Source organism: Sanguibacter sp. TS_SC_8, from assembly GCF_055361235.1.
This window is the reverse complement of sequence record NZ_CM143955.1, coordinates 794,517-819,506: the sequence shown is the minus strand read 5'-3', so window position 1 is coordinate 819,506 and position 24,990 is coordinate 794,517. Positions and strand designations below refer to the sequence as shown.

Here is a 24,990-nt window from a genome sequence, read left to right as displayed (position 1 = left end):
CTCAGCTGATGCCCGTCATCCGGGCGATGAGGTCGAGCACAGGCGACGGGAAGATCCCGAGTGCGAGGACCGCCACGGCCATCACCGTGATGGTCACGGCGCTCGGCCCCTCGGACCGGACCACGACGACCGCCGGTGCCCCGGTGGCCACGACCACCGACGTGTGCGCCGGGTTGGCGCCGACCTGCTCCGCGCCGACCAGGACCGGCTCGGGAACCACGACGTCGGCGGACTCGCCGCCCACCGGCTCGGCCGGGGACGTGAAGAACATGATGACGATGACGCGGATGTAGAAGAACACCGCGACCGCCGAGCCGAGCACACCGACCACGGCGAGCACCGTGGCGGTCCCGAGCACCTCGTTACCCTCGACCGCGGCGCTGAAGGCGGTGAACTTCGCGATGAACCCGGCCGTGAGCGGGATCCCCGCGAAGGAGAGCAGGAAGATCGAGAAGCACCCGGCGAGCCACGGGCTGCGCTTGCCGAGGCCGGCCCACTGGCCCAGGTGGGTGGCCTCGCCGAGCACCTCGCCGCCGGGTCCGGTCTCCCGGACCAGGGTGATCACCGCGAAGGCCCCGACGGTCGCCACGCCGTAGGCGAGCAGGTAGAAGATGATGGCCTTGATGCCCGCGCCGTTGAAGGACAAGATGCCCACCAGCACGAAGCCGGCGTGGGCGATCGAGGAGTACCCGAGCATGCGCTTGATGTCCGTCTGGGTGGCACCGACGACGGTTCCCACGACCATGGTGGCGATCGCCACGACCCACAGGGTGACCTTGACCGCCTCGAGCATGTCGATCGTGCCCGTGAAGCCGCCGGTGTAGATGAGGCGCAGCAGCGCCCCGAAGGCAGCAATCTTGGTGCAGGCGGCCATGAACCCGGTGATCGGGGTGGGCGCGCCCTGGTAGACGTCCGGGGTCCAGGCCTGGAAGGGCACGGCACCGACCTTGAACAGCAAGCCCGCGATGACCATGAGGATTCCCACGAGCCAGAGCAGCTCCCAGTTCTCCGGGGTCCCTCCCCCGACCACCGTCTCGGACATCGTCCCGATCGCGGAGATCTTGACCGACCCGGAGTACCCGTAGAGCAGGGCGGCACCGAAGAGGAACACGGCCGAGGCGAACGCACCGAGCACGAAGTACTTGAACGAGGCCTCCTGCGAGAGCAGCCGCCGGCGCCGCGCCATCCCGGACAGGACGTACAGCGGCAGAGAGAGCACCTCCAGGGCGATGAACATCGTCAGCAGGTCGCCGGCGGCGGGGAAGATCATCATCCCGCCGATCGCGAACATGAGCAGCGGGTAAACCTCGGTCTGGACCAGCCCGAGACGCCGGGCCAGCTCCTCGTACTCCGAGCCGGGGATGGAGGCCGCGCTCGGGGAGAACGCGTCCTGCTTCGCCGAGGTGCGGTCGACGACCACGGCCAGGGCGAAGAACGCCATCAGGACGATCGTGCCCTGGAAGAGCAGCGCCACGCCGTCGAGCTGGAGCACCCCGCCGAAGACCATCACCCCGCCCGTGCCGCTCTCGCTGAACCAGCTCACGCCCTGCCAGACGATCACGGCGAAGGCCGCGGCCAGCGCGAGCATGGACATGGCGACCTGGACCGTGCGGCGGCGGGCCGCGGGCACGAAGGACTCCACGAGCACGCCGAGCACGCCCGCGCTGATGACGATGATGAGCGGGGTGAGCGCGAACCACGCCACCTCGGGAGCGACGAACGCTCCCGGTGCCGCGGCCGTCAGTGATGCCTGGGCGATCATGAGTCGCTCCCGTCGGTTGACTCGTCAGAGGTGTGTGCGGCGCTGTCGCCGCCGGCGACGCCGACCACCGTGACCGCTGCGGGGTCCCGGACCAGGTCCAGGGCGGGCGCGGGGTAGAAGCCGAAGATCAGCAGCACGGCGATGAGCGGGGCGACGACCCACTTCTCCCGTCCGGACAGGTCCGGCGTCGTCGCGAGCTCTCCTGGCACGGGGCCGGTGAAGATCCGCTGGTAGGTGACCAGGATGTAGAGCGCAGCGAGGATGACGACGACGGCGGAGACGATCGCCGCCACCGGGTTGGTCTGGAAGGTCCCGATGAAGACCATGATCTCGGAGATGAACGGGGACAGCCCGGGCAGGGACAGCGCGGACAGACCCGCCACGAGGAAGGTGCCGGCCAGGATCGGGGTGACCTTGGCCAGTCCCCCGAAGTCGGCGATGGTCCGGGACCGGCGCGACGGGGACCGGACGATGATGAACCCGGCGAGCAGGAACAGCAGCCCGGTGGAGATCCCGTGGTTGAACATGTAGAACGACGACCCGGCCACGCTCACCTCGGTGAAGGCGAAGATGCCGAGGATGATCACGCCGAAGTGGGACACCGACGTGTACGCGATGAGTCGCATGAGGTCCTGCTGACCGAGCGCGAGCAGCGCCCCGTAGAGGATCGAGACGACCGCGAGCACGATGACGACCGGCGCCGCCCAGCGCGAGGCGCTCGGGAACAGCGGCAGGCACAGGGTGAGCATCCCGAAGGTGCCGACCTTGTCGAGGACCCCCACGAGCAGCACGGACGTCCCCGCCGGGGCGTGCTCGGCGGCGTCGGGCAGCCAGGAGTGCACCGGGAACATCGGGGCCTTGATCGCGAAGGCGAGGAAGAAGCCCAGGAACAGCAGGCGCTCGGTGGCCGGGGCCATGGCCAGGCCGGTGAGGTTCTCGGTGAGGAAGCCGTCCACCCCGCCCGGGCCCTGCACGTACAGCGCGATGACCGCGACGAGCATGACGAGGCCACCGGCGAGGGAGAAGATGAGGAACTTGATCGCCGCGTACCGGCGGCGGGCACCCTCGCCGAATCCGCCGATCATGAAGTAGACCGGGATGAGCATGGCCTCGAAGACGACGTAGAACAGGAAGACGTCGCGGGCGGCGAAGATGAGCACCATGAACACCTCGAGCAGCAGCACGAGCGCGAGGTAGTGCCGCAGCCGGCGCGCGCCGGCCAGTGCCGCGGCCGAGCCGGGCTCGGCGTCGGCCCCGCCCTGCTCGCGCCAGGCAGCGCCGACGACGAGGGGGACGAGGAGCACCGAGAGCGCGACGAGCAGCAGGCCCACGCCGTCGACGCCGAGCGCGTAGCTCGCCCCGATCTGCGGGATCCACTCGTACAGCTCGGTGAGCTGGTGGGTACCGGAGTCGGCGACGTCGAAGGCGCCGATCGTCACCGCGAGCAGCACGAGCTCGACGAGGGAGACGCCGAGCGCCACCGGACGGGCCAGGGTGAGCCGGCTGCTGGGCAGGGCCCAGAGCACGAGCGCACCGATCAGCGGCACGACGACGAGGACAGTGAGCCATGGGATGTTCGGATCGATAGTCATCAGGGCGCCCCTCTCAGTTCCACACGAAAAGGACGACGACAACCAGCACAAGGAACCCCGCAAGCATCATGGCGGCATAGGACCGCACGAATCCGTTCTGCATCCGCTTCACACCCGAGCCGATCACGGCCAGCGCACCGGCCAGGCCCATGAACCCGCCGTCGACCACCTTCTTGTCGGTGTAGACCAGCGACCGGGTGAGGTACTGCCCCGGGCGCATGAGGAGGTTCTCGTTGACCGCGTCCTGGTAGAGGTCCACGCGCGCCGCCCGGGTGAGGGCGGAGCCGACCGGAGCCACGACGGGGACCGCCGAGGCCGCGTACTGACGCCAGGCGAGGAACGCCCCGACCAGCACGAGCACGATCGTGGAGACCATGATCACCGGGATGGGCAGGACCGGTTCGTGGTGGGCGACCGGGCCGGTGACCGGCTCGAGCCAGGTGGTGAACCCGCCACCGATCGCGAGCACCCCGCCGAGGCCGGCGGAGCCGACCGCGAGGATGATCATCGGCCAGGTCATCAGGGCCGGTGACTCGTGGGGGTGGCGCACCGGCAGCTCGGAGCCGTCGGAGAGCTCGCTCGCCCACCGCTTGTCGCCGTGGAAGGTCATGAAGAACAGCCGTGACATGTAGAAGGCGGTGATCCCGGCTCCCACGAGGGCCACGGTGCCGAAGACCCAGGGCTGCCAGCCGTGGCCGCCGTCGGCGGCGAAGGCGGACTCGATGATCTTGTCCTTGCTCCAGAAGCCCGAGAACGGCGGGATGCCGAGGATCGCGAGCCAGCCGAAGCCGAAGGTGATCCAGGTGACCTTCATGAACTTCGACAGCGCACCGAAGCCGCGCATGTTCACGGTGTCGTCCATGCCGTGCATGACCGAGCCGGCGCCGAGGAACATGCCGGCCTTGAAGAAGCCGTGGGTGAGCAGGTGGAAGATCGCGAAGGCGTAGCCGATCGGGCCCAGGCCCGCGGCGAGCATCATGTAGCCGATCTGGGACATCGTGGAGGCCGCGAGGGCCTTCTTGATGTCGTCCTTGGCGCAACCGACGATCGCCCCGAAGAGCAGCGTGATCGCACCGACGATCGCCGTCACGAGCAGCGCGTCCGGCGCCTGGGTGAAGATCGGGCCGGAGCGGACCACGAGGTAGACACCCGCGGTGACCATGGTCGCGGCGTGGATGAGCGCGGAGACCGGCGTGGGGCCGGCCATCGCGTCCCCGAGCCAGGACTGCAGCGGGAACTGGGCGCTCTTGCCGCAGGCCGCCACGAGGAGCATGAGGGCGATCGCGGTGAGCTTGCCCTCGTCGTCGAGGGTGCCCGCGCCGCTCAGGACGGTCGCGAAGTCGAGCGCCCCAAAGGTGTCGAACATGAGCATGAGCGCGACGATCATGCCCACGTCGGCCACGCGGTTGACGATGAACGCCTTCTTCGCGGCGGTCGCGTTCGCCGGCACGTGGTTCCAGAACCCGATGAGCAGGTAGGACGCCAGGCCCACACCTTCCCAGCCGACGAACAGCAGCAGGTAGGAGTCCGCGAGGACGAGCAGCAGCATGGCTGCGACGAAGAGGTTGAGGTAGCCGAAGAACCGGCGCCGGTCGGCGTCGTGCTCCATGTAGGCGACCGAGTAGACGTGGATGAGGGTGCCCACGAAGGTCACGAGCAGCACGAAGGTCAGGCTCAGCGGGTCGATCCGCAGACCGGCCTCGACGTTGAGCGGGCCGGCGTCGAGCCAGTCGAAGAGGTGGACGTCGACCACACGGTCGCTCGCCTCACGTCCCAGGAGCGCGACGAGGATGAGCGCGGCGACGACGAAGCTCGCCGCGGAGGCGGCGACGCCGACCCAGTGGCCCCAGGAGTTGGCGCGGCGACCGGCGAGCAAGAGCACCGCGGCCCCCACGAGCGGGATGGCGATGAGCAACCAGGCAGCATCGATCATTGAGGTGTCCAATCTGACCGTTCCCCCGTCAGTTCTTCAGCAGGTTGGCGTCGTCGACCGACGCGGACCTGCGGCTTCGGAAGATGGACACGATGATGGCGAGCCCGACGACGACCTCGGCGGCGGCCACGACCATCACGAAGAAGGCGATGACCTGACCGGTGAGGTCCCCGTGCATCCGGGCGAAGGTCACGAAGGTGAGGTTCGCGGCGTTGAGCATGAGCTCGATGCCCATGAACACGATGATCGCGTTCCGCCTCAGCAGGACGGTCGCGGCGCCGATCGAGAAGAGGATCGCCGACAGGACCAGGTAGTTGGTGAGCTCCATCTCAGTGCTCCTCCTCGGTCTCGGCGGGTGCCCCGGCATCAGGTTCTACCGCGGCCCGTTCGGGGCCGGTGGGGGTCTGCGAGCTCTTCTTGAGCTCGGTGAGGATGTTCAGCTCGTTCGCCAGCGGGGCGTCACGTTCCTGACCGCGCACCCGCAGCACCCGCGAGACCGAGGCCTCGATGGGACGTCCGTGCGGGTCGAGGGCCGGGACGTCCATCGCGTTGCGCTGGGCGTAGACACCCGGCGCCGGGAGCGGGACGAGCGACTTGCCGCCCGCGACACGGGCGTCGGCCATCTCCTTCTGCCCCACGCGCGGGGTGAGGCGCGCCTTGTGGGTCAGGGTGAGCGCCGCGATCGCCGCGGTGACCAGCAGGATGCCGACGATCTCGAGGTCGAAGACGAAGTCGGAGAAGAGGATCCGGGCCAGGCCGACGGGGTTGGTCTCCTCGTTGGCCGCCACGAGCCCGACTCCGTCGGGGAAGGTGACCCGGGTGATGACGCCCACCAGGATCGCTCCCAGCCCCAGGCCGCAGAGCCAGCCCGCGAGGCGCTGGCCCTTGATCGTCTCCACGAGGGAGTCCGAGGAGTCCACGCCCACGAGCATGATGACGAAGAGGAAGAGCATCATGACCGCACCGGTGTACACGACGATCTGCACGATCCCCAGGAACGGGGCCTCCTGCGCGACGTAGAGCACTGCCAGGGAGATCATGACGAAGACGACGCACAAGGTCGCGTGGACGGCCTTGCGGGCGAAGATCAGACCCAGGGCTGCGAGCACCATGAGGGGGGCGATGCACCAGAAGAGGATCGCCTCGCTGCCGCTCGCCATCAGCGCACCGTCCCGGTCGACGGCGTCGCGGAGGATGCCGACGCCGAACGCGTCACGGCGGCCTGCGCCGAGGCGAGGGTCGGGTCGTCGGGGCGGTGCTCGGCGACCCAGGCGACCTGCTCGGCGACCGGACCGGTCACCTCACCGCGGTAGTACTGGGTGTCCTGGGTGCCGGGGACCATCGGGTGCGGGGCGGCGAGCATGCCCTCACGCAGCGGGGCCAAGAGGTCCTCCTTCTCCCAGATGAGCCCGGCCCGGGTGGGACCGGCGAGCTCGTACTCGTTCGTCATGGTCAGCGCGCGGGTCGGGCACGCCTCGATGCACAGCCCGCAGAAGATGCAGCGCAGGTAGTTGATCTGGTAGACGCTGCCGTAGCGCTCCCCCGGCGAGCGGTGCGCGCCGTCGGGCAGGTCGGCGTTGCTGGCGCCCTCGACGTAGATGGCGTCCGCGGGGCAGGCCCAGGCGCACAGCTCGCAGCCGATGCACTTCTCGAGCCCGTCGGCGTACCGGTTGAGCTGGTGGCGCCCGTGGTAGCGGGGCTTGGTCGGCACCTTCTCGAAGGGGTACTGCTCGGTCACGGTGGGCCGGAACATCGAGGAGAAGGTCACCCCGAAGCCCGCGATGGGCGCGAGGATCTCGCCGATCCCGGTCGGCTGCGCGATGAGCGACTCGTACGGCTCGTCCGGGCTGAGGTGGTCACTCATCGTCGTCGTCCTTCCCGGTGGGCGCGGTGGTGGTCGTGGTGGTCGAGCGGGTGGGTGCGCCGATCGCGGCGCGGGCCCGGCGTTCGGCCCGCGGTGAGGCGGGGAGCTTCTGTCCGGGCAGCGGCGGCACGGGGTACCCGCCGGCGAAGGCGTCGAACTCGCCGGCCGCAGCCCCGCCCGGCCCGGAGGCGTCCCCGGCGACCGGGGCTCTCTCGGGCATGAACTGGAGCACCACGATGACCACGAGAGCCACCGCGAAGATGACCACCCCGACCGTCTGCAGGTTGATGTCGTGGAACTCGCGCAGGCCGCGGATCACGGACACGCAGACGATCCACCCGAGGGCGAAGGGGATGAGGACCTTCCAGCCGAAGCGCATGAACTGGTCGTAGCGCAGACGCAGGACCGTCCCACGGATCCAGACGAAGAGGAACATGAACATCCACATCTTCACCAGGAACCAGGCGACGGGCCACCAGCCCTCGTTGAACATGCCGTCGTTGATCGCCGAGATCGGGAACGGTGCCCGCCAGCCGCCCAGGAACAGGGTCGTGGCGACCGCCGAGACGTTGATCATGTTGATGTACTCGGCGAGGAAGAACCACGCGAACTTCATCGAGGAGTACTCGGTCATGTAGCCCGAGACGAGCTCTCCCTCGGCCTCGGGGAGGTCGAAGGGCAGCCGGTTGGTCTCCCCGACCATGGAGATGACGTAGATGACGAAGGCCGGGAAGAGCGGCAGGATCAGCCAGTAGTCCGTCTGGCCGTCGACGATCGCACCCGTGGACATCGACCCGACCACGATGAACACGCTCACCAGGGACAGACCCATGGCGAGCTCGTAGCTGATCACCTGGGCGGTCGAGCGCACGGCGCCGAGCAGCGGGTACGTGGAGCCGGACGCCCAGCCGCCGAGGATGATGCCGTACACCCCGACCGAGGCGCAGGCCAGGATGTACAGGACCGCGACCGGGAAGTCGGTCAGCTGGGCCGGGGTGGTGATGTCGGTGAACGGGATCCGCACCTGCGGGCCGAAGGGGATCACCGCGAAGGTCAGCAGGGAGCAGAACACCGCGATCATCGGGGCGATGAGGTAGACGAACTTGTCCGCCGCCTTGACCGTGATGTCTTCCTTGAGCAGCAGCTTCATGGCGTCGGCGAGGGACTGCAGGAGCCCGAAGGGGCCGTGCACGTTGGGGCCGGGGCGCACCTGCATGCGGGCCACGACCTTGCGCTCGAACCAGATCGCCAGCAGCACGCTGGTGAGCAGGAAGACGATGATGAGCACGGCCTTGACGAGATACGTCCAGAAGGTGTCGTTGGAGAAGTCGACCATCACGCGTCCTGCCCTTCGGCGTTCAGAGATCCGGTGCGGCCGACGGCCGGGCGGGAGACCTCGACGATGGCACCTGGGCCCACTCCCAGGGTGCGGTGCACCTGCGAGCCGGGAGAGTTGAGGGGCAGCCAGACGACGTGGTCGGGCATGTCCGTGATCACCACAGGGAGCGTGATAGAGCCCTGCGGCGTGGTGACGGTGACGTCGCCGGCGGTGTCGCTCGCGCCGTCACCGGCGGTGCGCAGCGTCCGCGCCGTCCCCGCGGACATCCGCGCGGCCGGCCGCTTGGCCGTCCCGGCGAGGAAGAGCTCACCGTCCTGGGCGCGGCCGCAGTCGAGCAGCATCCGCCACCCGGCCAGGACAGCCTGCCCCGGCACGGGGCTCGGTGGTTCGTGCGCCGACACGTCCGGGGCGTCCACGCGGGCGCCGTCCCAGGCGCCGAGCTGCTCGATCTCGGAGCGGACCTCGTCGAGAGTGCCCAGGCCGAGCCGGTCGCCCATGACGTCGGCGATCGCGTCCAGGACACGGTGGTCGGCCATGGCCACGGACTCCAGGGCCTGGCCGAAGGGCCGCACGCGACCCTCCCAGTTCCAGTAGGCGCCGGCCTTCTCGGCCGGCGGTGCGACCGGGAACACGACGTCGGCGTGGGCGGTCACGTCGGATGCCCGGACCTCGAGGGAGACGACGAAGTCGGCCATCTCCAGCGCGGACCGTGCGGCCTGGGGGTCGGGCAGGTCGGCGAGCTCGACGCCGCCCACCACGACGGCGCGCAGCTCACCGGCGGACAGCGCCGCGAGGATCGCGGCGGCGTCCCGGCCCGGGGTCTGCGGGAGGGTCGGGGTTCCCCACGCGGCGGCCAGGTCGACGCGCGCGGCGGCGTCGGCCACCGGGCGTCCGCCCGGCAGCACGGAGGCGAGCGCGCCCATCTCGACGGCGCCGCGCTCCCCCGCCCGTCGCGGGATCCAGACCAGGCGGGCTCCGGTGCGCTCGGCGAGGCGCAGCGCGGCGGAGTAGCCGCCCGGGACCGCGGCGAGACGTTCGCCGACGACGATCACGGCGCCGCCGGCGCCGGTGCTTGCTGCATCTGCAGCACCTGCAGCGTTCTCAAGAGCGACGCGCACGTGGGCGAGGTCCTCCTCGGTACCGATCGCGTCGAGCACCTCAGCCTCGGTGCCCGGCGCGGCGCGCAGCAGCGTGCCGCCGTCGGCTCCGATGCGGGAGAGGCCGCGGGTGGCGAAGGGGGCGATCGAGTAGGCGCGGAGGCCGTGGGCGAGGGCGCCCTTGCGCAGGCGCAGGAACACCACGCCTGCTTCCTCCTCGGCCTCGATACCCACGAGCAGCACGACGGCGGCCCGCTCGAGGTCGGCGAAGGTGACACCGATGCCGGACGCGGCGACCGTGGAGGCGAGGAAGGCCTCCTCCTCGGCGGAGTGGTCGCGGGAGCGGTAGTCGACGTCGTTCGTGTCCAGGGTGACCCGGGCGAACTTCGCGTAGGCGTAGGCGTCCTCGATGGTCAGGCGGCCTCCGGGGAGCACACCCACGCCCCCGGCGGAGCGCTTGTCGGCGGTCTGGGCCGCGCGCAGGCCGGCGGCGGCCGCGTCGAGGGCCTCCATCCAGCTGGCGGGGCGCAGCTCGCCGCGGAACCCGCCCTCGTCGCGCTCACGGATCAACGGGGTGGTGAGGCGGTCCGGCGCGCTCTGCCAGGTGAAGGCGAAGCGGTCCTTGTCGGTGATCCACTCCTCGTTGACGGCCGGGTCGTCGCCGGCGAGGCGGCGCATGACCGTGCCGCGGCGGTGGTCCACCCGGATCGCCGACCCGGAGGAGTCGTGCTCGGAGACGCCCGGGGTGGAGACGAGGTCGAAGGGGCGGGACCGGAAGCGGTAGGCCGCACCGGTCAGCGCACCGACGGGGCAGATCTGGACGGTGTTGCCGGAGAAGTAGGACGCGAAGGGCAGCCCGGACTCGTCCGGCTCGGCGAAGCCCGCCGGGGTGTCCGCGCCGACCGTGCCGGCGTCGACGTCGTCCCACCGGTCGATCGAGGAGTCGGCGAAGCCGAGGACCGACGGGTCGAAGCGCCCGATCTGCTGCTGCGCGCCGCGCTTCTGCAGGTCGATGAAGGCGTCGCCGGCGATCTGCTTGGAGAAGCGGGTGCAGCGCTGGCACAGCACGCAGCGCTCACGATCCAGCAGGATCTCCGTGGAGATGGAGATCGGCTTGGGGAAGGTCCGCTTGACGTCGATGAAACGGCTGGTCGCCCGGCCGTTGCTCATCGCCTGGTTCTGCAGCGGGCACTCCCCGCCCTTGTCGCAGACCGGGCAGTCGAGGGGGTGGTTGATGAGCAGCATCTCCATGACCCCCTTCTGCGCCTTGTCGGCGACCGGGGAGGTGTGCTGGGTCTTGACGACCATGCCGGGTGAGGCCTCAAGGGTGCAGGAGGCCTGCGGCTTGGGCATCGCACGGAGGTTGCCCTCGCGGTCGGGCATCGCGACGTCGACCAGGCACTGGCGGCAGGCGCCGGCCGGCTCGAGCAGCGGGTGGTCGCAGAACCGCGGGATCTGGATGCCGACCTGCTCGGCGGCGCGGATGACGAGCGTGCCCTTGGGCACGGCCGTCTCCACCCCGTCGATCGTGAAGGTCACGAGGTCCGACGGCGCGGGGACCGCGGCGGGTGCCTTCTCGACAGCGCCCTTGTTGTCGGTGACGGTCATCAGTGGCCTCCTGCGCCGGATCCCGCGAGCACTGCGCGCGGCTTGGGCGTGTAGTCGAACAGCGCGGACCGCTCCGGGGGGAACAGCTCGCTGGCGGGGGTGTGCATGCCGGCCTCGAACTCAGCGCGGAAGTACTGGATCGCGGAGGTGATGCAGCTCGTCGCGCCGTCGCCCAGCGCGCAGAACGCGCGGCCGAGGATGTTGTCGCACGTGTCGAGCAGCGTGTCGATGTCGGTCTGGGTGCCCTGACCGGCCTCGATCCGTCGCAGGATCTGCTTGAGCCAGTACGTGCCCTCGCGGCAGGGGGTGCACTTGCCGCAGGACTCGTGGGCGTAGAACTCCGTCCAGCGCGTCACCGCGCGGACCACCGAGGTGGTCTCGTCGAAGATCTGCAGGGCACGGGTGCCGAGCATCGAGCCGGCCTTGGCGACCGACTCGTAGTCGAGGGGGACGTCGAGGTGGGCGGCGGTGAAGATGGGCGTCGAGGACCCGCCGGGGGTCCAGAACTTCAGCTCCCGGCCACCGCGCACGCCTCCGGCCATGTCGAGCAGCTCGCGCAGCGTGATGCCGAGCGGCGCCTCGTACTGCCCGGGCCGGGTGACGTGCCCGGACAGGGAGAACAGACCGTGCCCGGCCGAGCGTTCGGTACCCATCGAGGTGAACCACTTCGCCCCGCGGGCCACGATCGCCGGCACGGAGGCCACCGACTCGACGTTGTTGACGACCGTCGGGCGGGCGTAGAGCCCGGCGACGGCGGGGAACGGCGGCTTGAGCCGCGGCTGACCGCGCAGGCCCTCGAGGGAGTCCAGCAGCGCCGTCTCCTCACCGCAGATGTACGCGCCGGCGCCGGCGTGCACGGTGACGTCGAGGTCGAAGCCCGAACCCTGGATGTTCTTGCCGAGGTAGCCGGAGGCGTAGGCCTCCTCGACCGCCCGCAGCAGCCGGCGGTAGACGTGCAGCACCTCGCCGCGGACGTAGATGAAGGCGTGGTTGCAGCCGATGGCGTAGGAGGTGATGATCACGCCCTCGAGGAGCACCTGCGGGGTCGCGAGCATGAGGGGGATGTCCTTGCAGGTCCCCGGCTCGGACTCGTCGGCGTTGACGACAAGGTAGCGGGGTCCCCCGTCAGGGGCGGGCAGGAATCCCCACTTCATCCCGGTCGGGAAGCCTGCGCCGCCGCGACCGCGCAGGCCGGAGTCCTTGACGGTCTGGACGACGTCGGCCGGTGCCTGCGCGAGCGCCGCGCGCAGGCCCTCGTAGCCGCCGGTGGCCAGGTAGGTCTCCATCGTCCAGGAACGGTCCGCGTCCCAGAACGCTGACAGCACGGGGGCGAGCACGGTGGGGGAAGGTGCCGGTGCCGGGGCCGGGGTGGTCGGCTGGTCGCTCATCGCCCTGCCTCCGGCTTCGTGTCGGCGGGGCTGATCGGCGGGCGTTCCGCACTGGACTGCTCGGCGCCGGTGGCCGGCGTCGAGTCCGTGGGCGCGGTCGTGGGTTCAGCTGCGGGCTCGGCCGCAGCCGCAGCCGCAGCCGCGGCGGAGGTGGGGGCGGCCCACCCCTTCTCGCGGGCCAGGACGGTCCCGGCGACGGTCGGGGCGCCTGCGCCCACTCCCTCGTCGGCGCGGCCGTCGGTGAAGCCGGCGAGCACCCGGGACATGGCCTTGAAGGAGCAGACCGACTGGGCGCCGCGGCTCGGGGCGACGTCCTTGCCGAGGCGCAGGTCGTCGACCATGGTCGTCGCGGTGGCCGGGGTCTGGTTGTCGAAGAACTCCCAGTTGACCATCACGACGGGTGCGTAGTCGCAGGCCGCGTTGCACTCGACGCGCTCGAGGGTGATCGCGCCGTCGTCGGTCGTCTCGTCGTTGCCGATGCCCAGGTGGTCGGAGAGCTCGTCGAAGATCTCGTCGCCGCCCATGATGGCGCACAGCGTGTTGGTGCAGACACCCACCGTGTACGTGCCGTTGGGCCGGCGCTTGTACTGGGTGTAGAACGTCGCGACGGCGGAGACCTCCGCGGGCGTGATGGACAGGACCTGCGCGCAGAACCCGATGCCATTCCGAGAGACGAACCCGTCCTCAGACTGCACGAGGTGCAGCATCGGCAGCAGGGCGGACCGCGGCTCGGGGTAGCGGGCGATGATCGCCTGGGCGTCGGCCTCGAGCCGGGCGAAGGTGGCCGCGTCATAGCCGGAGCCGGAGCCCGGACGGGCCCCCGGCTGGCCGCCGGTCGACTGGGTGTCGATGCTCATCGGTCCACGCCTCCAAGAACTGGGTCCAGTGATGCCACGGCCACGACGACGTCGGCCACCTGGCCGCCCTCGCACATCAGCGCCACGGCCTGCAGGTTGTTGAACGAGGGGTCCCGGAAGTGCGCCCGGTAGGGGCGCGTGCCGCCGTCGGACACGATGTGCGCGCCGAGCTCGCCGCGGGGGTGCTCCACGGTCTGGAACACCTGGCCGGTGGGGACCCGGAAGCCCTCGGTGACCAGCTTGAAGTGGTGGATCAGGGCTTCCATCGACTCGCCCATGATCTCCCTGATGTGGTCGAGGGAGTTGCCCATCCCGTCGGTCCCGATGGCCAGCTGCGCCGGCCAGGCGATCTTTTTGTCCGCGACCATGACCGGGTCACCGGTCGACTTCTCGAGCCGCTCGATGCACTGCGCGGCGATCTTCAGGGACTGGTAGCACTCCTCCAGTCGCAGCACGACGCGGGAGTACGCGTCGGCGTCGGTCGAGGTGGGCACATCGAAGTCGTAGGTCTCGTACCCGCAGTACGGGTTGGCCTTGCGCACGTCGTAGGGCAGCCCCGCCGAGCGCAGCACGGGTCCGGTGACGCCGAGGGCCATGGCTCCGGCCAGGCTGAGGTGCCCGGTGCCCTTGAGCCGCGAGGTGAAGATCGGGTTGGCGAGCATGAGGTCGGAGAGCTGCTTGAGGTACTTGCGGACCTCGACCTCGACCCGCGCGAACTCCTGCGACAGGCCGGCCGGGACGTCCTGCGCGACGCCGCCGGGGCGGACGAAGGCGTGGTTCATCCGCAGCCCGGTGATCATCTCGAAGATCCGCAGGATCTCTTCGCGGGCGGTGAAGGAGATGGTCATGACGGTCGTCGCGCCCATCTCGTTGCCACCGGTGCCCAGGCACACGAGGTGGCTGGCGATCCGGTTGAGCTCCATGAGGAAGACGCGGATGACCTGCGCACGCTCGGGGACGTCGTCGGCCACGCCGAGCAGCCGCTCGACGGCCAGGCAGTAGGCCGTCTCCTGAAAGAAGGGGGCGAGGTAGTCCATCCGGGTGCAGAAGGTCACGCCCTGGGTCCAGGTGCGGAACTCCATGTTCTTCTCGATGCCGGTGTGCAGGTAGCCGATGCCGCAGCGGGCCTCGGTGACCGTCTCGCCGTCGATCTCGAGCATGAGCCGCAGCACGCCGTGGGTGGACGGGTGCTGGGGGCCCATGTTGACGACGATGCGCTCCTCGCCGAGCTCGGCGATCTCCGCGGCGATCTGGTCCCAGTCGCCGCCGGACGCCTCGAAGGTCGGCAGGCCGGAGTCGTCGAGCGGTGCCTTGGTCGCGTGCGGGCGACCCTGCGCTGGCGTCATGAGTACGACCTCCTCTGGTCCGGCGGGGGCACCGTGGCGCCCTTGTACTCCACGGGGATGCCGCCGAGCGGGTAGTCCTTGCGCTGGGGGTGCCCAGGCCAGTCGTCGGGCATCTCGATCCGCGCGAGCGCCGGGTGACCGTCGAAGATGATGCCGAAGAAGTCCCAGGTCTCGCGCTCGTGCCAGTCGTTCGTCGGGTAGACGGTCGTGGTCGAGGGGACGTGCGGGTCGGCGTCGGGCACCGAGACCTCGAGCCGCAGGCTGCGGCTGTGGGTGATGGAGGTGAGGTGGTAGACGGCGTGCAGCTCTCGGTCCACGTCGCCCGGGTAGTGCACCCCGGAGACGCCCAGGCTCAGCTCGAAGCGCAGGTCCTGGTCGTCGCGCAGCGCCTGGCACACGGCCACCAGGTGCTCGGGAACCACGTGCAGGGTCAGCTCGGAGTGCTTGCTGGTGGCGAACGGCGGGTCGACGAGCACGCTGGCGATCGCGGCGTCGAAGCTCACGCCGGCCTCGGCGAGCACCTCGGCGAGGACGTCGACGACCTCGTCGTACCAGCCGCCGTAGGGACGCGGGCTCGAGTAGGGCATGGTGACCGGGCGGACCAGGCCGCCGAACCCGGAGGTGTCCCCCGAGCCCTGCACGCCGAACATCCCGGTGCGGACCCCGACGACCTCGAGAGGCTGGCGGTGACCGGGGCCGGGCACCTGCACGTCGCCGCCGGGAGTGACGTCGTCGCGGTCGAGGTCGCTCATCGCAGCAGCCCCTTCATCTGGTGGGTGGGCGTGGCCTCCAGCGCCGCCGCCTCGGCCGCGCGGGCGGCAGCCTTGCGGTTGGCGCCGAGCGGCTCGTCCTGGATCTGCTTGTGCAGCTCGAGGATCGCGTTGATGAGCATCTCCGGGCGCGGAGGGCAGCCGGGGAGGTAGATGTCCACGGGCACGATGTGGTCGACGCCCTGGACGATCGCGTAGTTGTTGAACATCCCGCCGCTCGAGGCGCACACACCCATGGACAGGACCCACTTGGGCTCGGCCATCTGGTCGTAGACCTGACGCACGACCGGTGCCATCTTCTGGCTGACCCGGCCGGCGACGATCATGAGGTCGGCCTGGCGCGGGGAGGCGCGGAACACCTCCATGCCGAACCGGGACAGGTCGAAGCGGCTCGCGCCGGCGGCCATCATCTCGATCGCGCAGCAGGCGAGCCCGAACGTCACCGGCCACAACGAACCCTTGCGGAAGTACCCGGCAAGGTCCTCGATCGTGGTCAGGAGGAACCCCGAGGGAGCCTCTTCGATCCCCATGTCTCAAGCCCTTTCGTCGAGCACAGTGTCAAGCAGGGTGGCGGAGGTCAGACCCATTCGAATCCACCTCGACGCCACTCGTAGATGAACGGCACCGTGATGAGCGCCAGGAAGGCGAGCATCGCGACCAGCCCGAAGGTGGCCAGCGTGGTGAAGTCCACCGCCCACGGGTAGAGGAACACCACCTCGATGTCGAAGATGATGAAGGTCATCGCCACGAGGTAGTACTTGATCGGGAACCGTCCGCCGCCGGCCGCGAGCGGAGTCGGTTCGATCCCGCACTCGTAGGCGTCGAGCTTGGCGCGGTTGTAGCGCTTGGGCCCGATGATCGCGCTCGCGCCCACCCCACCGAGGGCGAGCACCAAGGCGATCCCCATGAGGACCAGAAGAGGAACATACGGATTGTTCATGCGGAGCGCACCACCCTGGTAAGACCCGCGATGACTCGGTCGACGACGTCGCCACCGTGGGGTTCGTAGCAGTCGGACAGGAGCTTGACGACGAACTTCATGATCAACGGTCGGGGCAGCCCGTACGTGGTGCACAGGTGCATGACCTGCGGGTGCTCGATGAGCTTCACGAAGTACCGGCCGAGCGTGTAGTACCCGCCGAGATCCCTGCGCATGATCTCGGGGTAGGTGGACAGCGCGCGCTCGCGCGCCGCGTCCGTGCCGCGGACCCGGGCCTGCGCGACGGCGTCGGCCGCCGTGCGCCCGGCCTGCATGGCGTAGGCGATGCCCTCACCGTTGAACGGGCTGACCATGCCGCCGGCGTCGCCGACGAGCATGAGGCCCCGGGTGTAGAGCGGCTTGCGGTTGAAGCCCATCGGCAGCGCGGCGCCGCGCACCGGACCGATCTGGTTCTCGGGCGTGAAGCCCCACTCCGGCGGGGTGTTCTCCATCCAGCGGGCGAAGAGGGTCTTGTAGTCGATCTTGGTGGCCGCCGCGGTCGAGGAGACCGACCCGAGGCCCACGTTGACGGTCCCGTCGCCGAGGGCGAAGATCCAGCCGTAGCCGGGCAGCAGGTTGGACTTGCCGGGCACGCCGTCCCACAGCTCGAGCTGGGACTCCATCCACGGGTCGTCGTGGCGGGGGCTGGCGAAGTACGTGCGGACGGCGACGCCCATGGGGCGGTTCTTCGCCTTCTCGATGCCCAGGGCCGTGGCCATCCGGGCCGAGACGCCGTCAGCGGCGATGACGACGGGGGCGCGGTAGGTGCGTTCCTCCCCGGCGCGGCGGCCGGCGTCGTCCACGGGGCGGGCGGTGACGCCCACGACGCGGCCGGTGCGCTCGTCCAGGACCGGTCCGGTGACGTTCGTGCGCTCCATGAGCTTGGCGCCGGTGCTGCGGGCGTGCTCGGCCAGGGTCTGGTCGAAGTTCATCCGCGAGCGCGCGAGCCCGTAGGCGGGGTAGCTCTTGAGCTCGGGCCAGGGGAACTCGTAGGAGCGTCCGCCGGCGACCGCGCGCAGCCCGATGTTGCGGATCCAGCCGTCTTCTTCGCGGGTGGGGACGCCCATCCGGACGAGCTCGCTGACCGCGCGGGGGGTGAGCCCGTCGCCGCAGATCTTGTCGCGCGGGAAGCTCGACTTCTCCATGAGGAGCACGTCGAGGCCCGCGGCGGCACAGTAGTGGGCGGCGGCAGAACCGGCCGGCCCTGCGCCCACGACGATGACGTCTGCGTCATCGCTGCCGGTGAGTCTCATGTCTGACGCCTCTTCACGAACTGCGAGTCGAGCCTGGGTGTATCCGGTGCTGAGCGGTCTGCGCGCGCTGACGAACCGTGACTTGTGAAGCGAGTCACAAACCATGGGCCACTCTAGTCACGGGTTCTGCGGATGTCTGCTTAGGCTCGCCTTCCTCGACCCGCGTGGGGGTGCCCCTTGACCGCCCCGTGCCCGCGCCGTGCCCGCGCCGGCCCGCGTCCGCGAGGGGACCGCTCCCTTCGACTATGTTCTGCGGGAACGCTCCCACACCTGCGGGGCGCCGTCCGAGAGACTGGAGCCCCGCATGGCGACGTACCACCGGACGCCCGAGCCGTCGACGAGCCCGACGGCGGCCGGCGCGGTCCGCGCGGCCGGCGCGGTCCGCGCGGCCGGCGCGGTCTGGGCGGCCGTCATGGCGGCCGTCCTGCTCGGGTGCTCCGGGCCTGCGGCCGACGCCGGGTCGCCGCCGCTCCCGGCTGCGTCCGGATCCGCGTCCGTGCCCGCACCGGCTCCGGCCCCCGCCTGCACCGTCGAGTACACGGTGACCAGCGAGTGGGCCGGACAGTTCCAGGCGGACCTCGTCGTCACCGTCACCGCGCCGGTCGCGTCGTGGACGCTGAGCTGGTCCTTCGCGGACGGGCAGGTCGTGGACCAGATCTGGAACGGTGTGCTGGCCCAGGACGGCGCAGCGGTCTCGGTCACCTCCGTCGAGCACAACGGTGCCCTCGCGGAGGGCGAGAGTGCGACCTTCGGGTTCATCGCCTCGTGGCAGAACGCCAACACCTCACCCACGGACTTCGCCCTGGGCGGCCTGCCGTGCGCGGGCCCGGCCGCCCCGGGGGCGGGTGGCCCGGGGGCGGTGGACCCGACCACTGGCGCCCCCGCGCCCGGCGACCCGGCGACCACGACCTTCTACACCAGCCCCACCAGCCAGGCTGCGGCCGCGGCGCAGACCGCCACGGGCGAGACCCGGACGCTGCTCGACAAGATCGCACAGACCCCGCAGGCCCTGTGGATCGGCAGCTGGACCGACGCGACACAGGCGAGCGCCGCTCTCGCCGCGCACACCACGGCCGCGGTCGCCGCGGGGCAGATCCCGCTCGTCGTCGTCTACGCCATCCCCGGGCGCGACTGCGGGAACCACTCCGCCGGCGGCGTCGCCACGAGCGAGTACGCCGCCTGGATCGACACGGTCGCCGCAGGGATCACCGGTGAGCCTTGGATCGTCCTGGAACCTGACGCGCTCGCCCAGCTCGGGGACTGCGACGGGCAGGGCGACCGGGTGGGCGATCTCCGCCTCGCCGCCCAGCAGCTCGCCGAGGCCGGGGCGCACGTGTACATCGACGCCGGTCACGCGGCGTGGCTCGCCCCGGCCGAGGCGGCGCGGCGCCTCGCGCTCGTCGGGTTCGACCACGCCGAAGGCTTCGCGCTCAACACCTCCAACTACCAGACCACCGACGCCTCCCGCGCGTACGGCGAGGAGGTCTCGGCGCTCGTGGGCGGCAAGCCGTTCGTCGTCGACACCTCGCGCAACGGGGCCGGGCCGCTCGACTCACAGTGGTGCAACCCCACCGGCCGCGGGCTCGGCGAGCGCCCCCGGGTGGTCGACGACGGCACCCACCTGGCCGCGCTCGTGTGGGTCAAGGCGCCCGGCGAGAGCGACGGTGCCTGCAACGGCGGTCCCGCTGCGGGCCAGTGGTGGCAGGACGGCGCCCTGGACCTGGCTGCGACGGCGACCTGGTGAGACGAATCGTTTAGGGCTCTTCTCCCCGGCCAGGTGATCGCCTAGCGTCGGGGCGGACACCGGCGTCCGCCCCGGCTGGCGCCCCCACCTCGCCCGAACCGGAGCCCCCCATGCACTCACGCACCAGAGAAGGTGTCCGGCTGTCGACAGTCGCCGCCATCACGGCCGCCGCCGCCGTCGCGCTGTCCACGATCGGCGCGGTCGCGGTGTCGACGTCCGCGCGCGCTGCGAGCGGGTGCACCGTGACCTACGCGGTCGCCAGCCAGTGGGGTGGGCAGTATCAGGGCAACGTCACGGTGACCAACCACGGGGCCCCGGTGACGTCGTGGGAGGTGGGCTGGTCGTTCGCCGACGGCCAACGGGTCAGCCAGCTGTGGAACGGGACGGTGGGGCGGACCGGCCCTGCGGTGACCGTGACCGACGCCGGCTACAACGGATACCTCGCGACCGACGCGAGCACCGCCTTCGGCTTCATCGGCAGCTGGGCGGGCACCAACTCGTCTCCGACGAGCTTCACCCTCAACGGCGCACCGTGCACCGGTGCGGTCACCGGCCCGACGGCCCCGCCGACCGTGGCACCCACCCCGGTCCCGACCCCCACCCCGACCCCGACCCCGACCCCGACCCCGACCCCGACCCCGACAGCCAACCCGACACCCACGCCCGCGCCGGTCACCCCCAGCACCTTCTACGTCGACCCGACGACGCAGGCGGCGCGTGCCGCCGCGAGCGCATCCGGGGAGGCCCGGCGCCTGCTCGACAAGATCGCGCTCACCCCGCAGGCCTACTGGGTCGGCAACTGGGCCGACGCCGCCCATGCCAAGGCGGAGGTCGTCGACTACACCGCCCGCGCCGTGGCCGCCGGGCAGACACCCACCCTCGTCGTGTACGCGATCCCGGGACGGGACTGCGGAAGCCATTCCGGCGGAGGCGTCGCCACGAGCGAGTACGCGGCGTGGATCGACACGGTCGCTTCCGGAATCACCGGTGAGCCGTGGATCGTGCTCGAGCCCGACGCCCTCGCCCAGCTCGGCGACTGCTCAGGTCAAGGCGACCGGGTCGGGTACCTCAAGTACGCGGCCCAGAAGCTCAGCCAGGCGGGTGGGCACGTCTACATCGATGCCGGGCACTCCGCCTGGCTCACCCCCGCACAGGCCGCCAACCGCCTCAACCAGATCGGCTTCGAGTACGCCGAAGGGTTTGCGCTGAACACCTCGAACTACCAGACGACCGCCGCCTCACGGGCCTACGGGGAGTCGGTGTCCAGCCTCGTCGGCGGGAAGCCGTTCGTCATCGACACCTCCCGCAACGGCAACGGGTCCAACGGTGAGTGGTGCAACCCTCGCGGTCGGGCCCTCGGGGACCCCCCGCGCAGGGTTGCTGACGGCTCCCACCTGGCTGCGCTGCTGTGGGTGAAGCTGCCCGGTGAGAGCGACGGTGCGTGCAACGGCGGCCCCGGAGCCGGTCAGTGGTGGCAGGCAGTGGCACTGGAGATGGCCCAGAACGCCTCCTGGTAGGTGCGCTCAGGCGGTGCTCTCAGGCGGTACGGGCACCGCGGTGCAGGGCGACGATGCCGCCGGTGAGGTTCCGGTAGCCGACCCGGCCCCACCCGGCGGCCAGCATGAGCCGGCCCAGGTCCTCCTGGGCCGGCCAGGCCCGGATGGACTCGGCGAGGTACTCGTACGACCCAGCGTCCTTGGTCACCATGCCGGCCACCTTGGGCAGGGCGCGCATGAGGTACTCGCTGTATGCCGTGCGCAGCGGGGCCCAGGTCGGTGCGGAGAACTCGCAGATGACGATGCGTCCCCCCGGACGCACGATCCGGCGCATCTCGGTCAGCGCGCCCATGGTGTCCACGACGTTGCGCAGCCCGAAGGAGATGGTCACCGCGTCGAAGGACTCGTCCGCGAACGGGAGTCTGGTCGCATCACCGGCGGTGAACGGAAGGTCGGGGCGGCGCTCCTTGCCCACGGCGAGCATCCCGAAGGAGAAGTCGCAGGGCACCACGAGCGCCCCGGCGGCCGCGAAGGGCTCGCTCGAGGTCCCGGTCCCGGCGGCGAGGTCGAGGACCCGCTCGCCGCGGCTCGCCCCGACCGCCTTGACGGTCGCCCGACGCCACGAGCGGTCCTGCCCGAGCGAGATGAGGTCGTTGGTGAGGTCGTAGTGACGGGCAATGCCGTCGAACATCGAGGCGACCTCGGAGGGCTTCTTCTCCAGACTGGCACGTGACATTGCCCCATCGTCTCACCTGGGCGGGCGCCCCCGGTTCGCCCACGTCCCCCGGTCAGCGCGATGAGTCGTACGCTTGGAGGCGATGAGTTCCCAGCCGGCCGCCCCGAGCGCTTCCCCCCAGCCCCACCCCACAGCCCTCGTGGTCCGCACCACCGCGCTGGAGGAGGGCACCCTCGACCCCGACGCCGCCGCGCTGCTGCGCCTGCTGCCCCTCACCGGACCGCTGGCCTGGGTGCGTCGCGGCGACGGGCTCGTCGCGTGGGGCGAGGTGGCCCGGATCGAGACCGGTGGCACCTCCCGGTTCGCCGAGGCCGAGGCCGCGTGGGCGACCATGCGGGCCCACGCGATCGTGCGCGACGACGTCGGGCTGCCGGGCACCGGGCCGGTCGCCTTCGGGTCCTTCGCCTTCGACGAGTCCTCCGCGGCCGGCGGCGTGCTCATCGTCCCGCGCGTCGTCGTGGGTCGTCGCGGGAAGAAGGCCTGGCTCACCACCATCACCACGTCCGACGCCGTCCCCACCCTGCGCCCCGTACCGTCCCTCGCGGACGTGGTCGCCCAGTCCGGCGCGGCCGCGCCGATCACCTCCCCCGGCCCTGTCACGTACTCCCCCGGGGCGGTCGCCGACGCGGACTGGACGGCCGCCGTCGACGAGGCGGTCGACCGGATCCGGGCGGGACTGCTCGAGAAGGTCGTCATGGCGCGCGACGTCTACGCCGACGCGGCCGAGCCGATCGACCCGCGGTGGCTGCTCACCCGGCTCGCGGACTCCTACACGGGCTGCTGGACCTTCAGCGTCGACGGCTCCGTCGGCGCCACCCCCGAGCTGCTCGTGCGCAGCGAGAAAGGGCTGGTCACCTCACGGGTGCTGGCCGGGACGATCCGCCGCACCGGTGGGGAGGAGGCCGACCTGGCCCGCGCGGCCGTCCTGGCACACTCCTCCAAGGACCTCGAGGAGCACGAGTACGCCGTGACCTCGGTGGCTCAGGCGCTCGAACCGTTCTGCCAGTCGCTCAACGTCCCCGAGACCCCCTTCGTGCTGCACCTGCCCAATGTGCTGCACCTGGCCAGTGACGTCACCGGGGTGCTGTGCAGCACGGACGGCGCCGCGCCGTCGAGCCTGGCCCTGGCCGCCGCGCTGCATCCGACCGCCGCGGTGTGCGGGACCCCGACCCCGGTGGCCAACGAGCTCATCCGGGAGATCGAGGGCATGGACCGCGCGCGGTACGCCGGACCGGTCGGCTGGATGGGCGCGGACGGCGACGGCGAGTGGGGCATCGCGCTGCGCTCGGCGTCCCTCGACCCGACCGACCCCCGCCGCATCCGGCTGTTCGCCGGCTGCGGCGTCGTCGCGGCCTCGGACCCGGGCGCCGAGCTCGCCGAGACCGAGGCCAAGCTCGAGCCGATGCGGCACGCGCTCGGCTGAGCGCTACCCCTGCTGTCCGGGGAAGAGCTGACCCAGGTCAGCGCTACCCCTGCTGTCCGGGGAAGAGCTGACCCAGGTCCGGGATCCCGCTGGGGCTGTCCGAGCCGGGGCGGGATCCGTTCTCGTCGGAGCCGCTCTGGCCGGAGTCGCTCTGACCGGAGTCGTCGGAGCCGGAGTTCGACGTCGTGTCCTCGGCCTTGGCGATGAGGGTCGCAGTGACGTCCAGCGCCTCGCCGTCGCGCACCACGGTCAAGGTGACCTCGGTGTCGGCGGGCAACGCCCGGACGAACCCGGTGAGGGACTCCGCGCCGGTCACCGCATCACCGTCGATCGCCACGACGACGTCGTCGACCTGCAGCCCGGCCTTCTCCGCCGGCGACCCGGTCGAGACGGACTTCACGGCGGCTCCCTGACGGGTCGTGTCGTCGGCCGTCCCGGTGCCGTCGGCGAGGCTGACGCCCAGGAAGGCGTGCTCGGCGGTCCCGGACGAGATGAGCTGGGAGCCGATGTTCTGGGCGAGGCTGGCCGGGATGGCGAAGCCCAGCCCGATCGATCCGGTCTGCCCCGACCCGGAGGACAACGACGCGATCGAGGACGTGATACCGATGACCTCGCCCGTCGCGTTGAACAGCGGACCACCGCTGTTCCCCGGGTTGATCGCAGCGTCGATCTGGATCGCGTTGGTCACCACGGCCGTCTGGTCCGCGGTGGTCGTCGCGGTGCTGACCGGCCGGTCGATCGCGGACACGATGCCCGTGGTGGCCGTGTTGGACAGCCCGAGCGGGTTGCCCATGGCCATCACCGGCTCGCCCACCACGACCTCGGTCGAGTCGGCGAAGACGGCCGACTTCAGGTCGCTCGGCGGGTCGACGAGCTTGACGACGGCGAGGTCGGTGGCCGGGTCGAGCCCCGTGATCGTGGCCTCGTAGATCCGCCCGTCGGACAGGGTCACCTGGACCGTGTCGTCGACGGCGCCGGTGACCACGTGGTCGTTGGTGAGGATGTGGCCCTCGGCGTCGATGATCACCCCGGATCCTTCGCCTGCTCCCTCTGCCGTGGTCACCGCGATGGCCACGACCGACGGGGCGACGGCCGAGGACACGGCCTGCCAGTCCGGGTTGGTCACGGTGGAGGAGGCCACCGGGACCGCGACGGAAGAGTCACCCTGCTGCCCGATCGACCCGAAGCTCGACGAGCTCGTGCTCGAGGAGCCGTCCGAGCCGAACTGCCCGGTCACCGCCGCGGTACCGAGGCTGGCGAGGACGGCCGCAGCGACCGCCGTGACGGCGATCGGGGCCATCGTCCGGCGCTTGGCCCGGGCCGGAGCCAGGAGCCCGCCGGAGTGTGCCGGCTGGCCGGACTGGGTGGAGCCGGCGTTGGCGTAGGAGTGCTCGGCCGAGGAGTTCAGGTACGGCGGGTGCTGGGGCGCCTGCTGGTGCCGCTGGAACTGCTGGTCCTGCTGGTACTGCTGGTACTGCTGCGCTGACTGCCGGGCCGGCTGCGGGGCGGGCGGGACCGGCGGCATCTCGATCCGCTGCGTCGGTTCACCGGAGCTCTGGGGGGTGAAGCTGTCACCGCTGGGGGTGTTGTTGGTGCTCATGAGGTTCAACCTTCCTTCGACTGCACCCCACTCAACCGTGTCGATCTGTGCTGCACCTTGACCTTCCCTGAGGATTCCCTGCGAGTTGCCGGCCCTGCCCAGCTCGACCACCCCCGCCACCTGACCGTGGGTGCACGGTTCCCGCCCGATTCTGGGCCAGAACGGGGCGGAATGTGTACACCCGCGCGCCTGGCGACGGGGAA

The 24,990-nt window shown here is 70.8% G+C and carries 20 protein-coding genes; 3 read left to right on the top strand and 17 right to left on the bottom strand.

Annotated elements, in window-relative coordinates:
- Position 1 precedes the first annotated feature (1 nt).
- Genes nuoN through ACWA15_RS03470 form a run of 15 tightly spaced genes read right to left on the bottom strand, consistent with a single transcriptional unit; the run spans position 2 to position 17,788 of the window.
- Positions 2–1,762, bottom strand: coding sequence for an NADH-quinone oxidoreductase subunit NuoN (nuoN, locus tag ACWA15_RS03540; protein WP_464058077.1), 1,761 nt, complete (start codon positions 1,760–1,762; stop codon positions 2–4).
- Positions 1,759–3,354 carry an NADH-quinone oxidoreductase subunit M gene (locus ACWA15_RS03535; protein WP_464058076.1) on the bottom strand — a complete coding sequence of 532 codons (1,596 nt, stop codon included), beginning with the start codon at positions 3,352–3,354 and terminating at the stop codon, positions 1,759–1,761. The genes nuoN and ACWA15_RS03535 overlap by 4 nt, the downstream gene beginning before the upstream one ends.
- Positions 3,355–3,367: 13 nt before the next feature.
- The gene (gene nuoL / locus ACWA15_RS03530; RefSeq protein ID WP_464058075.1) at positions 3,368–5,287 is read right to left on the bottom strand and encodes an NADH-quinone oxidoreductase subunit L; all 1,920 of its coding nucleotides are present in this window, start codon (positions 5,285–5,287) and stop codon (positions 3,368–3,370) included.
- Between the two features lie 28 nt (positions 5,288–5,315).
- The gene (gene nuoK / locus ACWA15_RS03525; RefSeq protein WP_464058074.1) at positions 5,316–5,615 is read right to left on the bottom strand and encodes an NADH-quinone oxidoreductase subunit NuoK; all 300 of its coding nucleotides are present in this window, start codon (positions 5,613–5,615) and stop codon (positions 5,316–5,318) included.
- A 1-nt stretch (position 5,616) separates the two neighbouring features.
- Complete coding sequence (locus tag ACWA15_RS03520; RefSeq protein ID WP_464058073.1) at positions 5,617–6,447, bottom strand: NADH-quinone oxidoreductase subunit J; 831 nt, start codon at positions 6,445–6,447, stop codon at positions 5,617–5,619.
- Positions 6,447–7,151, bottom strand: coding sequence for an NADH-quinone oxidoreductase subunit NuoI (gene nuoI, locus ACWA15_RS03515; protein WP_464058072.1), 705 nt, complete (start codon positions 7,149–7,151; stop codon positions 6,447–6,449). The genes ACWA15_RS03520 and nuoI overlap by 1 nt, the downstream gene beginning before the upstream one ends.
- Positions 7,144–8,487 carry an NADH-quinone oxidoreductase subunit NuoH gene (nuoH, locus tag ACWA15_RS03510; protein WP_464058071.1) on the bottom strand — a complete coding sequence of 448 codons (1,344 nt, stop codon included), beginning with the start codon at positions 8,485–8,487 and terminating at the stop codon, positions 7,144–7,146. The genes nuoI and nuoH overlap by 8 nt, the downstream gene beginning before the upstream one ends.
- Positions 8,487–11,195, bottom strand: coding sequence for an NADH-quinone oxidoreductase subunit G (locus tag ACWA15_RS03505; RefSeq protein ID WP_464058070.1), 2,709 nt, complete (start codon positions 11,193–11,195; stop codon positions 8,487–8,489). Before ACWA15_RS03505 ends, nuoH begins: the two co-directional genes overlap by 1 nt.
- Positions 11,195–12,583, bottom strand: coding sequence for an NADH-quinone oxidoreductase subunit NuoF (gene nuoF / locus ACWA15_RS03500; protein WP_464058069.1), 1,389 nt, complete (start codon positions 12,581–12,583; stop codon positions 11,195–11,197). The genes ACWA15_RS03505 and nuoF overlap by 1 nt, the downstream gene beginning before the upstream one ends.
- On the bottom strand, positions 12,580–13,440 hold the full coding sequence (gene nuoE / locus ACWA15_RS03495) for an NADH-quinone oxidoreductase subunit NuoE (protein ID WP_464058068.1): 861 nt from the start codon (positions 13,438–13,440) through the stop codon (positions 12,580–12,582). Before nuoE ends, nuoF begins: the two co-directional genes overlap by 4 nt.
- The gene (locus ACWA15_RS03490; protein WP_464058067.1) at positions 13,437–14,786 is read right to left on the bottom strand and encodes an NADH-quinone oxidoreductase subunit D; all 1,350 of its coding nucleotides are present in this window, start codon (positions 14,784–14,786) and stop codon (positions 13,437–13,439) included. The genes nuoE and ACWA15_RS03490 overlap by 4 nt, the downstream gene beginning before the upstream one ends.
- On the bottom strand, positions 14,783–15,538 hold the full coding sequence (locus tag ACWA15_RS03485) for an NADH-quinone oxidoreductase subunit C (protein WP_464058066.1): 756 nt from the start codon (positions 15,536–15,538) through the stop codon (positions 14,783–14,785). The genes ACWA15_RS03490 and ACWA15_RS03485 overlap by 4 nt, the downstream gene beginning before the upstream one ends.
- Entirely contained in the window at positions 15,535–16,086 is a 552-nt protein-coding gene (locus ACWA15_RS03480) for a NuoB/complex I 20 kDa subunit family protein (protein WP_464058065.1), read from the bottom strand. Before ACWA15_RS03480 ends, ACWA15_RS03485 begins: the two co-directional genes overlap by 4 nt.
- Before the next feature lie 47 nt (positions 16,087–16,133).
- Positions 16,134–16,496 carry an NADH-quinone oxidoreductase subunit A gene (locus ACWA15_RS03475; RefSeq protein ID WP_464058064.1) on the bottom strand — a complete coding sequence of 121 codons (363 nt, stop codon included), beginning with the start codon at positions 16,494–16,496 and terminating at the stop codon, positions 16,134–16,136.
- On the bottom strand, positions 16,493–17,788 hold the full coding sequence (locus ACWA15_RS03470; protein WP_464058063.1) for a geranylgeranyl reductase family protein: 1,296 nt from the start codon (positions 17,786–17,788) through the stop codon (positions 16,493–16,495). Before ACWA15_RS03470 ends, ACWA15_RS03475 begins: the two co-directional genes overlap by 4 nt.
- A 304-nt stretch (positions 17,789–18,092) precedes the next feature.
- Here ACWA15_RS03470 and ACWA15_RS03465 point away from each other — a divergent pair, with 304 nt between their 5' ends.
- Entirely contained in the window at positions 18,093–19,532 is a 1,440-nt protein-coding gene (locus ACWA15_RS03465) for a glycoside hydrolase family 6 protein (RefSeq protein WP_464058062.1), read from the top strand.
- A 110-nt stretch (positions 19,533–19,642) separates the two neighbouring features.
- On the top strand, positions 19,643–21,049 hold the full coding sequence (locus ACWA15_RS03460; RefSeq protein WP_464058061.1) for a glycoside hydrolase family 6 protein: 1,407 nt from the start codon (positions 19,643–19,645) through the stop codon (positions 21,047–21,049).
- A 19-nt stretch (positions 21,050–21,068) separates the two neighbouring features.
- On the opposite strand, the gene ACWA15_RS03455 is transcribed toward ACWA15_RS03460, so the two are convergent.
- Positions 21,069–21,764, bottom strand: a complete 696-nt coding sequence (locus ACWA15_RS03455; RefSeq protein WP_464058060.1) for a demethylmenaquinone methyltransferase — start codon at positions 21,762–21,764, stop codon at positions 21,069–21,071.
- An 82-nt stretch (positions 21,765–21,846) separates the two neighbouring features.
- Between ACWA15_RS03455 and ACWA15_RS03450 the strand changes: the two genes are divergently transcribed.
- A complete protein-coding gene (locus ACWA15_RS03450; protein ID WP_464058059.1) occupies positions 21,847–23,187 on the top strand; it encodes an isochorismate synthase in 1,341 nt (446 codons plus the stop codon).
- Between the two features lie 43 nt (positions 23,188–23,230).
- Here ACWA15_RS03450 and ACWA15_RS03445 read toward each other — a convergent pair whose 3' ends face one another.
- Positions 23,231–24,787, bottom strand: coding sequence for a S1C family serine protease (locus ACWA15_RS03445; RefSeq protein ID WP_464058058.1), 1,557 nt, complete (start codon positions 24,785–24,787; stop codon positions 23,231–23,233).
- Positions 24,788–24,990 lie beyond the last annotated feature (203 nt).